Source organism: Dactylosporangium sp. NPDC006015 (assembly GCF_040614215.1).
In the GTDB taxonomy this organism is placed as follows: domain Bacteria; phylum Actinomycetota; class Actinomycetes; order Mycobacteriales; family Micromonosporaceae; genus Dactylosporangium; species Dactylosporangium maewongense.
Genome location: NZ_JBEXUD010000017.1, coordinates 148,297 through 162,814, shown reverse-complemented (window position 1 = coordinate 162,814; position 14,518 = coordinate 148,297). Strand labels below are relative to the sequence as shown.

Genomic DNA, 14,518 nt, shown 5'->3' with positions numbered 1-14,518 from the left:
ATGGGATCACCGGCGTATGAGCCGTTCCGCCGAATGCGGGCGTCGGCGGCGTATCGGGTCTTCATCACGGGGATCGAGGTGCTGCTGGTCGTCGTGGCGGTCCGTGGCCTGGTGTGGCTGCTCGACGTGCTGCACGCACCTCAAGCGGTTATCGTTCCCCTCGACGTGGCCAGCACCGTCGTCTGGTTTCCCGCGGTCTTGACAACCGCCGTGTCGATGGTCGTCCTCGTCGGCATCGGCAGACGATGGGGTAGTCCAAGCGGTATCAGCATTTCCGGACAGCTCGAGTTCACACTGATGGTTCTCGACGACCTTCGCCATCCCTTCAGCTGGCCGAGCCGACCATACATCCGCTGGTGACCCGACCCCCGACGACCGTCCCGTGCGGGCGGTCGTCGGGGGAGCCTGCGGCCGATCGACCGCGGGCGTGCACGGGATCAGGGCACGGCGAACCCACCCGTCTTGGCGGTGAAGGTGACCGGGACGGACATGAAGTCGCGGACGCCGGTGCCGGGCGCATGCGGGCGTAGTACAGGCGGACGTCGCGGCCGGAGCTCTGGTCGCCGCCGTCGCCGATGAGGGGCGGGGTACCAGATCCGGTCGTACGGCGGTGCCGGGGCGAGCAGGAGGACCGGTGGGGTCCAGTTGAGCAGGCCGACGCCGCTCAGCCGGAAGACCCGCATCAGCCCGGTTCGGCACCACCGACGGGGTGCCGACCGACGCCGTGAACGGGCCGGCGTCGACCACGGCGGCGCGGGCCGCGGGCGGCGCGACGAGCAGGGCGCCGAGCCCGATCAGGACGGCCCGTACCCCGCGCGGTGACGTTGTCGAACGTGGCGGCGGCGTTGAACGTGCGCACGCCGGTCAGCCCGGTGCCGAAGGTGCGGTCGGTGACGGTCAGCTTCGGGCTGATCGACAGTCTGCCGGAGGCGGTGACCGCCTGGCCACCCTGCTCACCTGGGCCAAGCGCAGGGCTGATGGTGAACCGGCCGCCTACCTGCGCATTGAGCCGTTCTTAGGCGGCGCTTGAGCGGCCGTGGCCAGGCTGTCGGCCATGAAAATCTTCCGGCGCCGCTTCGGCGCGTTGCTCACAAGCGGCGTTGGCCGCCACGACCGGTGCCAGGCGGATCTCCACCGAGGGAACTTTACATTGGCGAGCGCCGTGCCACCGGCCCTTCCGGGCGCACGGCGCGAAGGTTTGACGCGGTCGGCGGCCGGCCCGCCGGCGGCGTACCACCGTCTGCTCGAAGCCCTGCCGGCGCCGGGCCACGGGCGTGGATCGGTGGCGCAGCGTGCAGTCCTATCTGCGCCGGCACGCGGTCCAGCACGACGTCGACGCCGGGCTCCTCGACGACCTGCTGTCCGACGGTGGATTGCTGGTCAACGCCGACCCCGCGAACGCCACGGCCGTGCTCCAGGCAGGAACGTTCCACACGCCAGACCTGCGACGCACAGGGCGGCCTGTCATGCAGCGCTGGGCGCGGGCCGTCAACTTCTTGCGCACAGTTTGCCCACCGGGGCGGTCGTACGGTCACCACGCTGCGCTGACGCGTGGGCCGTGCCGAAGGAGAAAATTGATGACCGTGCCTGATCCGGTGGCAGGCGATGCACCGCCGTTCTGGTTCCTCGGCGGACAGGCACGCATCGTCGTGCCGGGCGCCGTGACGGGACGGGCGATGAGCGTGCTGGAGTTCCGGGACCCCGGCGGGCAGGCGCCGCCGCTGCATGTGCACGACGCCGAGGAGGAAGTGTGGGTCGTCCTCGACGGGGAGATCAGCTTCTTCGTCGGTGACCGGTGGCTGGATCTCGGTGCCGGGCAGATCGCCCACGGGCCGCGGGGAGTGCCGCACAGCTACGTGGTGCGCTCGCCGCAGGCCCGGATGGCCGTCGTCTACTCGCCGTCCGGGATCGAGGAGTGGTTCGCCGTCAACGGTACCCCGGTGTCCACTGTGGACGAGGCGCCGCCGGCGTTCGACATCGGCGCGATCGTCGCGTCCGCGGCGGCGTTCCGCCTCACCGTGGTCGGGCCGCCGCCGGACGGGACCGCTGCGCACCCGACGCTTGCCAGCTGACATGCCGAACCACGCAGGAGACGAAATGACGACTGAACACCAGACGAGCCGCCGCACGGTCCTCGGGCTGCTGAGCGCCGCGGCCGTGCCCACCGCGGCCCTGATGCTGCCGGGCGGTGCGCACGCGGCACCCGCCGGCGCGGGAGGGCTGCCGGACTACCTGCCGATCCCCAGCGGCTCGGCCGGGCCCGAGCTCAACGCCGACGGATACCATGTCGGGCGGATCAAGGACGAGCTGTACTGGGTCACCGACGGCTTCTACCAGGCGATGCTGCTGAGCACCCGCGAAGGCGTCGTGCTCGTGGACGCCCCGCCGACCATCGGCCACAACCTGCTGCGGGCGGTCCAGGACGTGACGAGGGCGAACGGGCGGCCCGGACGGGTCACGCACCTGGTCTACTCCCACTCCCACGCCGACCACATCGGCGCCGCCGTGCTGTTCGGCCGGCGGGTCGAGCGCGTCGCGCACGTGGAGACGAAACGGCTGTTGCGCGCCGCGGGCGACCCGAACCGGCCGCTGCCGACCGTCACGTTCGAGGACCGGCATGTGCTGCGCGTCGGCGGTGAACGGCTGGAACTGGAGTACCACGGGCCCAACCACTCACCCGACAACATCTTCGTCCACGCGCCGGCCCACGCCACGCTCATGGTCGTGGACGTGCTCTACCCGGGATGGGTGCCGTTCAAGAACCTCGCCGTGTCACAGGACATCCCGGGCTGGACGGACGCGCAGCGCAGAGCGATGCAGTACCCGTGGACCACGCTCGTCGGCGGTCACCTCGGCAGGCTCGGCACCCGCGCCGACGGTGACCTGCAACGCCAGTACGTCATCGACCTGGAGGCGAGCGCCCGGGCCACGCTGGCCGCTCTCGACCCCGCGCCGTTCTTCGGCAAGTACCTGCCGGCCGGCAACGCGTGGGCGATCTTCAAGACCTACCTCGAGGAGGCCGCGCGGCGCACCGCCGAGCCCGTCGCGGCCAAGTACGCCGGGGTGCTGGCCGCGGCCGACGTGTTCACCGTCGACAACGCCTTCGCCATGCTCGAGTCGTTGCGCATCGACGCCGGCGTGCTCGGACCCTTCAGCATCCGCCCCTGATCCGCCCCGAGCGAGGAGATCACCATGCCGTTCTTCACCGTCGGCACCGAGAACAGCGCCGACATCGACCTGTACTACGAGGACCACGGCGCCGGACGCCCGGTCGTGCTGATCCACGGATACCCGCTGGACGGCGGCTCCTGGGAGAAGCAGGTCCCGGCGCTGCTGGACGCCGGACACCGTGTCATCACCTACGACCGGCGCGGGTTCGGCCGATCCGGGCGCCCGACCACAGGCTACGACTACGACACCTTCGCCGCCGACCTGCACGCCCTCATGACGCGGCTCGACCTGCGCGACGCCGTCCTGGTCGGCTTCTCCATGGGCTCCGGTGAGGTCGGCCGGTACCTCGGCACGTACGGCTCGGAACGGGTCGGCGCCGCCGCGTTCATCGCAGCGCTCGAACCGTTCCTGCTGCGTACCGACGACAACCCGGCCGGCGTCGACGGCGCCGTGTTCGCCGGCATCCTCGAGGCCGTCACCAGGGACCGGTACGCCTACTTCACCGACTTCTACAACGACTTCTACAACGTCGACGAGAACCTCGGCACCCGGTTGAGCAGCCAGGCCGTCAACGCCAGCTGGGTGGTGGCCGCGGGCGCGTCGGCCTACGCGTCGGTCGCCGCGGTCCCGACCTGGACGACCGACTTCCGCGCCGACATCGGCAGGATCGACGTCCCGGCCCTGATCGTGCACGGCACCGCGGACCGCATCCTGCCGATCGACGCGACCGCCCGCCCGTTCCGGCGGCTGCTGCCGCAGGCGTCCTACGTGGAGATCGAGGGCGCACCGCACGGCCTGCTGTGGACCCACGCCGAGGAGGTCAACGCCGCACTCCTGACCTTCCTCAAGCAGTGACCCGGCAGTGACCACGGTCATCGAGTCGGCGGCCCGAGCCACCACCTGACGCCGCAACCACCTCCACAGGAACGGACAATCATGCGTCTGAACTTCCGGTCGCGGGTCGCCGCGGCCGTCGCCATCGGCCTCGTCCTCATCCTCACCCCACTGCGGTCGGTGGCCGCACCGGGCGGGCATCCGCACGACGAACCGCGGCTCCCGGCCGGGTTCACCGAACAGCAGGTGCAGGCCGGCCCGGTCCGGATCAACTACGTGCGTGGCGGGCACGGCCCGACGCTGGTGCTGCTGCACGGGTTCCCGGAGACCTGGTTCACGTGGCGCAAGGTCATGCCCGAGCTCGCGAAGCACTACACGGTCATCGCCCCGGACCTGCCCGGCGCGGGCCGCAGCGACGCCCCCGCCGGCGGCTACGACAAGAAGAGCATGGCCGCGGTGGTGCACGCCCTGCTCGGCCGGCTCGGCCTCGACCGCGACATCCGGCTCGTCGGCCACGACATCGGCACCATGGTCGCCTACGCCTACGCCGCCGCGCACCCGGCCGACGTGCGCAAGCTCGTGCTCAGCGAGGCACCGCTCCCGGACCAGTCGATCTACGACTTCGCGGCGCTGACCAAGGACGGCCCCGGCGCGTGGAACTTCGGCTTCTTCAGCCTCACCAACGGCCTTCCGGAGCGGCTCCTCGACGGCCGGGAGGCGCTGTGGGTGCAGCTGTTCACCGACTCGCTGGAGGTCCGCAAGGACGGCGTCGGGCCGGTGGAGGTCCGGGAGTTCGCCTCGTACCTGCGCGACGACGCGCACCTGCGGGCCAGCTTCGAGTGGTTCCGGGCGTTCCCGCAGGACATCGCCGACAACGAGGTGTACGGGCGGACGAAGCTGACGATGCCGGTCCTCGCCATCGGCGCCCGGGGCAGCCTGCGTGAGCTGGTGGCCGAGCAGGTCGAGCGGTACGCCACCGATGTCACCGGCACCGTGGTGGAGGGCTCCGGCCACTGGCTCTACGAGGAGCGGCCCGCCGAGATGACGAGGCTGCTCATCGACTTCCTGCGCTGAGTCCGCCGGCCAGCTGGTCCAGCCTCGGCTGGACCAGCTCCGGTTGCGGGGACTGCAGACCTTGCAGGATGCGCAGCGCCACCCGCCAGACGAGCCCCGCGGCGTCGGCGTCACCGGCGTCGTGGTGCACGTCGCCCAGCCTGATCAGCGACGCGGCCTCCTGGCACGAGTCGCCCTCCCTGGCGTACAGCTCGACCGCCCGCCGGTAGTGACGGACCGCCTGCGGGTGGTCGTGCAGGCCGTGGTGGATGGCGCCGAGACTGTCCAGGCAGGCCGCCTCGCCGTGCCGGTCGCCCAGCTCGCGGAACAGCGCCAGCGCCTGCTCGCAGCGCGGCTCGCCGAGGCGGGGCTGACCGAGCCTGGTGTACGCGAACCCGATCTCGTTGAGCGCCTTGGCCAGCCCGAGCCGGTGCCCGGCGGCCCGGTACAGCTTCTCGGCCCGCTGGCAGTGCAGCAGCAGCCGGTCGTACCGGCCGCCGACCTGGTACGAGTAGCCGATGCCACGCTCGACGTGGGCCTGGCAGGCGAGGTCACCGAGGGCGACGTAGCCTTCCAGGGCGGCGGCGAAGTGGGTGCGCGCCTCCTCCGGACACCCCGCTCCGGTCAGCGCGTGACCGAGGTCGCGGTGCGTGTCGGCGAGGACCGCCGGGTCGGCCAGGCGCCGTGCCGCGGCGAGCGCGGTCCTGCGGTTGGCGACCAGATCGTGCACATGCCCCTGGCGGCGCTGGAACGTGTCCAGCGTCCACGCCAGCTGCCACGTGAGCTCGTCCGCCCCGGCGGTGGCGAGGCGGGCGACGAACGCCTGCAGCGCCCGGTATTCCGCGGTGAGCCAGGACAGAGCGCGGTCCTGGTCGGCGAGCGGCTCGACGGTCGTGCCCGGCCCGGGTGCGGTGAGGACGATCGGTTCCCGCCCCGGCGCCAGCAGCAGCGCGGCCCGGTGCGCGGTGTGGAGGTAGTGCTCCACCAGCCGGGCACCGGCGGCACCGCGTTCCGCGTCGGGCTCGACGGTGTGGACGAGGTCCGCGGCGTACGCCCGGACCAGGTCGTGAAAGGCGAACCGGGCCGGGGTGTGCTCGGTGACGAGGCCGGTGCGGACCAGCTCGCCGAGCTGCGGCCTGACCCGTCCCGGCGCGAGACCGGCGAGGCTCGCCGCGGCGAGGACCGGCACGTCCGCGCCGGGGTGCAGGCCGAGCAGCCGGAACAGTCGTGCCGCGTCGGCGTTGAGCGCACGGTACGACCAGGAGAAAACCGTCCGGACGTCGCTGTCCGGGTCGCCGGTGGTGAGCGTGTCCAGCCGGCCGCTCTCGTCGCGCAGCTCCGCGGCCAGGACCCCCATCGGCAGGTGCGGGTCCGTGGCGGCGCGGGCGGCGACGATGGCCAGGGCGAGCGGCAGCCCGGCGCACCGGCCCACGATCTCGTCGACGGCCCGCGGGTCGGCGGCGACCCGTGCGGCGCCGAGCCGGTGCACCAGCAGCTGGCGGCCTTCGTCGGGCGGGAACAGGCCGAGCGGGATCGGGGTGGCGCCGTCGGAGGCGATGAGCCCGGCGAGCCGGTCGCGGCTCGTCACCAGCACGAGGCAGCCGGCCGTGCCGGGCAGCAACGGGCGGACCTGGGCGGTGTCGCGGGCATTGTCGAGCAGCACCAGCATGCGCCGGCCGGCCAGTTCGCTGCGGTACAGCGCGGCGCGGGCGTCGAGGCTCGCCGGGATCCGGTGCGGCTGGACGCCGAGTGCCTCCAGGAATCGGGCCAGGGCCTCGGACGGGTCCATCACCTGCCCGGTGGGGGAGAAGCCGTGCAGGTCGACGTACAGCTGGCCGTCGGGGTAGCGGCCGGCGACCCGGTGCGCCCAGTGCACCGCAAGGGTGGTCTTGCCGATGCCGGCCATGCCACTGATCGAGCCGATCACGACCGAGGCCGGGGATGCGTCGCCGGGCAGCAGGGCCAGGGCGGCGGCCAGTTCGGCGCGGCGGCCGGTGAATGTGGCCGGGTCCAGTGGCAGCTGGGCGACCCGCGGGGTCACCGGCACGGTCGGCGCCGGCACGGCTGACGGGTCCGGCGCGGTCGGGCGCAGGACGCGGTCGCGTGCGGCGGCCACCTCGGCACCGGGGTCGAGGCCGAGGTCGTCGCGCAGACGGGCCCGGACGGTGTCGTAGCGGCGCAGCGCCGCCGCCTGCTGGCCGGTCGCGGCGAGCAGCAGCATGAGTCGTGCCTGCAACGCCTCGTCCAGTGGGGCCCGGTCGGCGGCGGCCTCCACGCCCCGCAGCACCACCGCCGGTGCCCCCGCGGCGAGCGCGGCGTCGGCCGCTTCACGGGCCGTGGCCTCGTACTCCCGGTCCAGTGCGGCGAAGACCGGCAGCCCGCGGATCTCCGCGGCGACGGTGCCGGCCACGGGCCCCTGCCACAGGTCCAGCGCCTGCCCGAACAGCGCCACCCGGGACCCCGCGTCGCCGTCGGCCCTGGCCTGCGCCAGCAACCGCCGGAACCGCAGCAGGTCCACCGTGTCGGCGTCGCCGTCGAGCCGGTACCCGCCGCCGGCGCGGGTCAGCCAGCGGCCCGCGCTGCGGGTCGCCAGGTCCGGCTCCAGGGCCCGGCGGAGCATCCCGACGCTGCGGTGCACCGCGTTGACGGCCGAAGCCGGCGGGTCCTCGCCCCACAGGACGTCGACGATCTCCGTCAGCCCGACCGGCTGCCCGGCCCGGGCCAGCAGCACCGCGAGCACGGACCGCTGCTGGGGGGCGCCGAGGTCGACCTCTGCATCGGACCGCCAGACCCGGACCGGCCCCAGGACGGTGAACCACATGTTGGCCATGACCGGACGGTAGAGCCCCGGCGGCGGGCGTCGCTTGTGTCAGATGACGGTACGTGGCATGACGGCGAAGTTCGGTTCGTTGACGTTCGACATCGTCAGCTCCTCTCCGTGTGCGGCGATGACAGGGATCGGTTCCGCAGCCACGTCAGGGCGGCGTCGGCGACCGCCCGCCAGCGGCTGTCGATGGTCAGGCAGTGGCCGCGGTCGGGGAACACGACGACGTCGGTCGCCCGGGTCGCCGGGGCATGGTGCTGCCCGCCACCGGTGATCAGCAGCAACGGGCCACGCGGCGCCTGGGCCGGGTCCCCGTCGGCGGAGCGGTGCGGGTCGAAGCCGGCGGCGGTGGCCTCGAACAGCGGCCTGCAGGGAGCCGGGATGCTCCAGCGGTCGTACAGCTCGGCCGACTCCTGCGCACTGACGGCGCTGCCGAAGACGGACCGGAACTGTTCCGCGGTCAGCGACACCGCCTTGCGCCGGTTGGCCGGGTTGCTGAACAGCGGCAGTGCCGGCGGCACGTCCGTGATCCGTGCGGCGTCGATGGCGACGGCGGCGGCCGCGAGGCCCTGCCCGAGCAGCCGCTGGGCGATGATCCCGCCGAAGGAGTGCCCGACCAGGACGGGTCGGTCCGGCAGCGCGGCGATCAGGGCGGTGTAGTGCGCCACGATGTCGTCGATGCCGTGGTCGGCGATGCTCTCGGGGTTGTCGCGGGCGTCCTGCACGGTGTCGGGATGCCCTGGCCAGCCCGGCGCGGACGCCCGATGGCCCGCCGCGCCGAACAGCTCGATCCACGGGCGCCACGAGCTGGCGTGCAGCCAGGGACCGTGGATGAACAGCACAGGCGGTCCGGTCATGACGTCCTTCCGCGATGGCGAAACGGTGGTGACGTCACGAAACCACCGGGGCGTGACCGCTCGCATCGGGGTCACACCCCAGTCGTTGACGGGCGGCGCCCGCTGGGGTCAGGCGTCGGTGCGCAGCGCGGCGCCGAGCTGCCGGCGGGAGGTGACACCGAGCTTCCGGAACACCTTGTTGAGGTGGTACTCCACGGTCGAGGCGGTGATGTACAGCCGGGTGGCGATCTCGGCGTTGGTGACACCGTCGGCGGCCAGACCTGCCACCTGCCGCTCCTGCGGGGTGAGGTCGTGCTCGGTCCGCGGGTCGCGCCGGCGGGCCTGCTCGCCGGTGGCGAGCAGCTCCACCCTGGTCCGTTCCGCGAAACCGGCCGCGCCCATGGCGGTGAACATGTCGTAGGCGGTGCGCAGCTGCACCCGGGCGTCGGCGCGGCGCTTGCGGCGGCGCAGCCACTCGCCGTAGAGCAGGTGGGCGCGGGCGAGCTCGGTGACGATCAGTGTCTCGTTCAGCCGGGCGATCGCCTGTTGGTACAACGGTTCGGCGTGCTCGTCTCCGGCCAGCAGCGCGCCGGCCCGGGCGAGCAGCCCGAGCGTCCACGGTGTCGCGGTGGCCTCGGCCTGATCCGCCAGGCGGGCGTACGCGGCCTCGGCCGAGGCCCGGTCACCGGCGCGTACCCCGGCCTCGACGACGTCGGGCAGCATCCGGTTGCCTTCGCCCGGCAGGTCGCCGCGGCAGGCGCGCAGGATGCTGGCGAGCGCCTCGGGGTAGTTGCCGAGGCTCAGCTCCAGCAGGCAGAGCGTGTAGTGCGCGTGGTTGGCCATGGTCGCCACGCCGAAGCCGCCGCCCCAGTCGTTGATCGCCACCGCCGCCGCGGCGCGGGTCTCCTCCACGCGACCCTGCCACGCCAGCAGCTCCACCCGGTGTGCCGGCCCTTCCGGGATACCCATCGCACGGTCGATCTCCTGCGCCTCACCGAAGTACGCCTCGGCCAGGTCGAACCGCCCGGCGTACAGCTCGCAGCTCGCCAAGGCCTTGAGCGTGTCGTTGACGGCGTGCAGCCCGCCACGCTCGCGGCTCAGCATCAGGATCCGCTCGGCCACCGCCCGGAACCCCCGGTCGTCCCAGGACTCCTCGGCCGCGAAGCACCCCACGAACGAGATCGGCATTCCCGCCTGCACGAGGTCGTCGGTGCACAGCGCCGCGACGGCCGCGCGCATCAGCGGAAGCGCCCGCACATGCCCTTCGGTGATCCGGACCGTGCAGGCCTCGACCAGCCGGTCGGTGACAGGAGAGCGGTCCGACACCTGCCACGGCATCGCGCGGATAGCCCGGCAGAACTCCTCCAGGGTGGTCCCGGCGGTGTGCTCGCGGGTGATCAGCGCCGCGGTGAGCGCGTCGAACGCCATGTCCCGGGCCAGCCGCTCATCGTGCGGGGCGGCCTCCCCGATCGCCGTCAACAGCATCGACGCCGCGACCTTCACCTGGCCGAACATCGACGCGATCGACGCCCGCAGCCGCTGGACCGAGGCCCGTCCCACCGGCGTGTCCGGGTCGGATGTGAGCTGCGTGAGGACGGTCTGCGCCTTGACCGCGTCGCCGATGAGGAAGTGGGCCTGGGCGGCGGCGACGAGCCGGCGGGTCCGCTCCTGCCGGTCGGGCGTCATCGCCGCCGAGCGGGACAGGTACATCGCCTGGGCGGCGTAACCGCCACGACTCCCGGCGCGCTCCGACGCGCGTTCCAGCTGCGCCGCGACGTCCTCGTCGAGGCCGGGGGCCGCCTCGGCGAGGTGCCAGATCCGCTGGTCCGAGCCGGGGCCGGCGGCGTCGGCGAGCGCCAGGTGGACGCGCCGCCGGTCCGCTGTCACGGCGCCGCCGTAGACGGCGGAGCGGATCAGCGGGTGCCGGAACGCCAGCCGGTCCCGCTGGGTCAGGATGCCGGCGGCCATCGCGGCTTCCGCGGCGTCGAGCCCCACGCCGAGGTCGGTGGCGGCCTGCCACAGCTCGCCGGGATCACCGGTCGAGGCGGCCGAGATGAGCAGCAGCAGCGTCTGCGTGTCCGCCGGCAGCATCCGGACCCGGCGCAGGAAGTGCGCCTCCATCCTCGGCCCGACCGGCAGCGGCGCCGGCGAGAGCGGACCGGTGATCTGTTCACCGCCGAGCTCCAGCAATGCCAGCGGGTTGCCGCCGGTCTCCTCGATGACCCGCTCGACGGCGCCGGGGGCCACGGTGCCGCCCGTCTCCAGCAGCAACCGCCGCGCGTCCGGCGCGGCGAGACCGTGCAGCGCGAGCACCGGCAGCCCGGCGAGGACCTGCCCGACCGGCTGTTCGTCGCGGGTGCCCAGCACCATGCCGATGCCGTCGGCCTGCAACCGGCGCCCGATGAACGCCAGCACCTCCACCGTCTCGCGGTCCAGCCAGTGCACGTCGTCGACCAGGCACAGCAGCGGCCGCTCGACGGCGACGTCCGACAGCAGGGTGAGCGCGGCCAGCCCGACCAGGAACCGGTCCGGTGGCGGGCCGGCGACCATCCCGAACGCGGCGCCGAGCGCGGCACGCTGCGGGGCGGGCAGCGCCGGCGTCCGGTCGAGGAACGGCAGGAGCAGCCGGTGCAGCCCGGCGAACCCGAGCTGCGTCTCCGCCTCCATGCCGACCACCCTGGCCACCAGGACGTCCGGCGCCTGTGCGGCCGCGAAGTCCAGCAGTCGGGTCTTGCCGATGCCGGGCTCGCCGACCAGCACCAGCGCACCGCTCAGGCCGTCGCGGACCGTGCCCAGCAGGGCGTCGAGGGCCGCGCACTCCTCCTGCCGGCCGAGCAGCGGCGGAACCGGACGTCCTTCGGCGGTCGGAGGCACCCTTCCCCCGTTCCGGGCCGGAACCAGCCCAGTTGATCTTCTGCCCTCGCCGGAGCATCTTCCCACACGTGGGAGCGCTCCTCGAACCGACCGTGCCGGCATGTGTACCCTCAGGACCGACACGGGCGGGCCGACCTGGGCGGGTGACCTTCGGTATGCCAGGCGAGCACCTGTACGGCCGCGACGCCGAACTGCGGCAGCTGACCACGCTGCTGCACGGTGTCCGCGAGCGCGGCGGCGCGCTGGTGCTGCGCGGCGAGGCCGGCATCGGCAAGACCCGGTTGCTGACGGAGGCCCGCCGGGTCGCCGCCACCGGCGGGATGCTGGTCCTCACCACCGCCGGCGTCGAGGCGGAGGCCAGGGTGCCGTTCGCGGGCCTGCACAAGTTGCTGCGTCCCGTCCTGGCCCGCGCGGAGGCGCTGCCCGGCCCGCAGCGCGACGCGGTGCACGGCGCGTTCGGCATGGCCGACGTGGCCACCCCCGACCTGTTCCTCGTCGCGCTCGCCGTGCTCAACATCCTCGCCGACGCCGCCACAGGACCCACCGCCCTGCTCGTCGTGGAGGACGCGCACTGGCTGGACCCGGCCACCGCGGAGATCCTCGGGTTCGTCGCACGGCGCCTCGACGCGGACCCGGTGCTGCTGCTGGCCGCCGTTCGCGACGGCTTCCCCACCTCCTTCGGCGCCGACCTGCCGCAGCTGCGCCTGGACCGGCTCGACGAGACCGCCGCCGCTGCCGTCCTCGACGCGCACGCCGCCGACCTGCCGGCCGGCGTGCGACGGCAGCTGCTGCTGGATGCCGCCGGCAACCCCCTCGCCCTGGTCGAGCTGTCCACGATCACCGCCGGGCACACCGCGGCGTCCGGACCGCCCGGTCCGGCGGCCGCGGCCCTGCGCCCGCTCACCGACCGGCTGCAGGAGGCGTTCGCGGCCAGGGCGGTCCAGCTTCCCGCGGCGACCCGGACCCTGCTGCTCGTCGCCGCGACCAACGACGGCGACGCCCTGTCGGAGACCCTCGCCGCGGCGACGCTCGTCGCCGGCACCGCCGTCACCGTCGGCGACCTGCCGCCGGCCGTCGCGGCGTCGCTGGTCGACGTCGACGGTGACCGCATCCGGTTCCGGCACCCGCTGATGCGTTCAGCGATCCACCAGCACGCCGACCTCCAGCAACGGCACGCCGCGCACGCCGCACTGGCCCAGGTCCTCGCGGGCCAGCACGACCGCAGCGGCTGGCACCGGGCCTCGTCCAGCCACGGACCGGACGAGGACGTCGCGGCCGACCTCGAGCAGATCGCCGCCGCGGCCCGCCGTCGCGGCGCGGCCGTCGCGGCGCTGACCGCCCTCGAACGCTCCGCGCAGCTCACCGACGACCCGGTCCGGCGGGCCGCCCGGTTGCTGCGCGCCGCCGAGGCCGCCGTCGAGCTCGGCCGGCAGGACGTGGTCCACCGGCTGCTGCGCGACGCCGCAACCGTCGAGCTGTCCTCATGGCAACGGGCCCAGCTGCTGTGGATCGAGGCCAGCTTCGGCGACGGGCTCCGCGACGAGCACCGCCAACCGGCACGGGTCGCCGACGTCGCTGAACGGGTCGCTGCCGACGGGCACGTCGACGTCGCACTCCGGCTGCTCAACGGCGCGGCGCTGCGATCATTCTGGACCGAGGCGGACCTGCCGAGCAGGCACCGGCTCGTCAGCGTCGCCGAAGCACTGCCGATCCCCGCCGACGACCCGGACCTGTTGGCGATCCTCGCGTTCGCGGCACCGATCGAACGCGGCGCCGCGGTGATCGACAGCCTTCGCCGCGGCGCGGAGCGGGCCGCCGGCAACGCCGAGGCGCTCCGCCTGGTCGGCAGCGCCGCGGTCCTGGTCGGTGCGTTCGACCTCGCCGAGGCCTGCTGCACCGCGGCGCTGCCGGCATTGCGGGCGCAGGGCCGCCTCGGGCTCGTCGCGCGGGCGTCGGGGGCGCAGGCGTGGAGTGCCGCCCACCTCGCCGACCTCAACGTCGGCATCCCCGCCGCCGAGGAGTGCACCCGCCTGGCCCGGGAGACGTCGCAGCCGCTGTTCGTCGGCATCGGCCAGGCGACCGGTGCCGTTCTCGCCGCCCTGCGCGGCGACGAGCCGGGCGTGCAGGCCCTTGCCGGCGCCGCCGAGCAGGGCGCCATGTCCGGCCGGGTCCGACCGGTCCTCGCCACCGCGCGGCTCGCCCGGGGGCTCGCCGCGCTCGGCGCCGGCCGCTACGCCGACGCGTTCGAACAGTTCCGCCGGATGCACGACCCGGTCGACCCCTCGTTCCACCCGGCGCTGCGCTGCTTCGCCCTGGCCGAGCTCGCCGACGCCGCCGTGCACAGCGGTCAGGCCGGCGCCGTCGCCGGGATCGTCGCCGAGCTCGAGACGTTCGCGCTGCAGACACCGTCACCGGCCCTGCACGGTGGGCTGCGGCACGCCCGTGCGGTCCTCGCCGGCGACACCGCCGCCGAGGCGCTGTTCCAGGCCGCGTTGCAGGTCGACGTCGGACGCTGGCCGTTCGCCCGGGCCCGGCTGCAGCTCGCCTACGGACGCTGGCTGCGCCGCCAGCGCCGGGTCGCCGAGTCCCGCGCCCTGCTGCGCACGGCGATGGACACGTTCCACACCCTGGGCACCGTCCCGTGGGGGGAGCAGGCGCGGCAGGAGCTACGCGCCGCCGGTGAGACCAGCCGCAGGCGCGGCGTCGACGCCCGTGACCGGCTCACCGCGCAGGAGCTGCAGATCGCGCAGCTCGCCGCGGAAGGCATGACGAACCGCGAGATCGGCGAACGGCTGTACCTGTCGCACCGCACCGTCAGCTCACACCTGCACCGCATCTTCCCGAAGCTGGAGATCACCTCGCGAGCCCAGCTGGCCGGCCTCGTCCACGTCCAGGCCGGCCGCTGACCTACAACGTGCTGACTACA

Annotated in this window: 10 protein-coding genes; 6 read left to right on the top strand and 4 right to left on the bottom strand. The window is 73.7% G+C overall.

What is annotated here, in order from left to right; all coding sequences use genetic code 11:
* Positions 1–360, top strand: a complete 360-nt coding sequence (locus tag ABZ321_RS28935) for a hypothetical protein (protein ID WP_354896920.1) — start codon at positions 1–3, stop codon at positions 358–360.
* Between the two features lie 77 nt (positions 361–437).
* On the opposite strand, the gene ABZ321_RS28930 is transcribed toward ABZ321_RS28935, so the two are convergent.
* Positions 438–683: a hypothetical protein gene (locus ABZ321_RS28930; protein WP_344510055.1), complete on the bottom strand. Its 246-nt coding sequence runs from the start codon at positions 681–683 to the stop codon at positions 438–440.
* Positions 684–1,292: 609 nt separating this feature from the next.
* Between ABZ321_RS28930 and ABZ321_RS28925 the strand changes: the two genes are divergently transcribed.
* From ABZ321_RS28925 to ABZ321_RS28910, 4 genes are all read left to right on the top strand, one after another.
* Entirely contained in the window at positions 1,293–2,072 is a 780-nt protein-coding gene (locus ABZ321_RS28925; RefSeq protein ID WP_354896917.1) for a cupin domain-containing protein, read from the top strand.
* Positions 2,073–2,097: 25 nt separating this feature from the next.
* Positions 2,098–3,168, top strand: a complete 1,071-nt coding sequence (locus ABZ321_RS28920; protein WP_354896914.1) for an MBL fold metallo-hydrolase — start codon at positions 2,098–2,100, stop codon at positions 3,166–3,168.
* Positions 3,169–3,192: 24 nt separating this feature from the next.
* The gene (locus ABZ321_RS28915; protein WP_354896911.1) at positions 3,193–4,026 is read left to right on the top strand and encodes an alpha/beta hydrolase; all 834 of its coding nucleotides are present in this window, start codon (positions 3,193–3,195) and stop codon (positions 4,024–4,026) included.
* Between the two features lie 81 nt (positions 4,027–4,107).
* Complete coding sequence (locus ABZ321_RS28910; RefSeq protein WP_354896908.1) at positions 4,108–5,079, top strand: alpha/beta hydrolase; 972 nt, start codon at positions 4,108–4,110, stop codon at positions 5,077–5,079.
* On the opposite strand, the gene ABZ321_RS28905 is transcribed toward ABZ321_RS28910, so the two are convergent.
* The 3 genes from ABZ321_RS28905 to ABZ321_RS28895 form a co-directional block, all read right to left on the bottom strand.
* A complete protein-coding gene (locus tag ABZ321_RS28905; protein ID WP_354896905.1) occupies positions 5,060–7,888 on the bottom strand; it encodes a BTAD domain-containing putative transcriptional regulator in 2,829 nt (942 codons plus the stop codon). The genes ABZ321_RS28910 and ABZ321_RS28905 overlap by 20 nt on opposite strands.
* A 95-nt stretch (positions 7,889–7,983) precedes the next feature.
* Positions 7,984–8,739 carry an alpha/beta hydrolase gene (locus tag ABZ321_RS28900; protein WP_354896902.1) on the bottom strand — a complete coding sequence of 252 codons (756 nt, stop codon included), beginning with the start codon at positions 8,737–8,739 and terminating at the stop codon, positions 7,984–7,986.
* Between the two features lie 108 nt (positions 8,740–8,847).
* Positions 8,848–11,592, bottom strand: a complete 2,745-nt coding sequence (locus ABZ321_RS28895) for an AAA family ATPase (protein ID WP_354896900.1) — start codon at positions 11,590–11,592, stop codon at positions 8,848–8,850.
* 155 nt (positions 11,593–11,747) lie between these two features.
* Here ABZ321_RS28895 and ABZ321_RS28890 point away from each other — a divergent pair, with 155 nt between their 5' ends.
* Positions 11,748–14,498: an AAA family ATPase gene (locus ABZ321_RS28890; protein ID WP_354896897.1), complete on the top strand. Its 2,751-nt coding sequence runs from the start codon at positions 11,748–11,750 to the stop codon at positions 14,496–14,498.
* The last annotated feature ends 20 nt before the right edge of the window (positions 14,499–14,518 follow it).

Coding starts and splice junctions, on each gene's coding strand:
- ABZ321_RS28935 (WP_354896920.1), top strand. CDS start 1: ATGGGATCACCGGCGTATGAGCCGTTCCGCCGAATGCGGGCGTCGGCG.
- ABZ321_RS28930 (WP_344510055.1), bottom strand. CDS start 683: ATGCGGGTCTTCCGGCTGAGCGGCGTCGGCCTGCTCAACTGGACCCCA.
- ABZ321_RS28920 (WP_354896914.1), top strand. CDS start 2,098: ATGACGACTGAACACCAGACGAGCCGCCGCACGGTCCTCGGGCTGCTG.
- ABZ321_RS28915 (WP_354896911.1), top strand. CDS start 3,193: ATGCCGTTCTTCACCGTCGGCACCGAGAACAGCGCCGACATCGACCTG.
- ABZ321_RS28910 (WP_354896908.1), top strand. CDS start 4,108: ATGCGTCTGAACTTCCGGTCGCGGGTCGCCGCGGCCGTCGCCATCGGC.
- ABZ321_RS28905 (WP_354896905.1), bottom strand. CDS start 7,888: ATGGCCAACATGTGGTTCACCGTCCTGGGGCCGGTCCGGGTCTGGCGG.
- ABZ321_RS28900 (WP_354896902.1), bottom strand. CDS start 8,739: ATGACCGGACCGCCTGTGCTGTTCATCCACGGTCCCTGGCTGCACGCC.
- ABZ321_RS28890 (WP_354896897.1), top strand. CDS start 11,748: ATGCCAGGCGAGCACCTGTACGGCCGCGACGCCGAACTGCGGCAGCTG.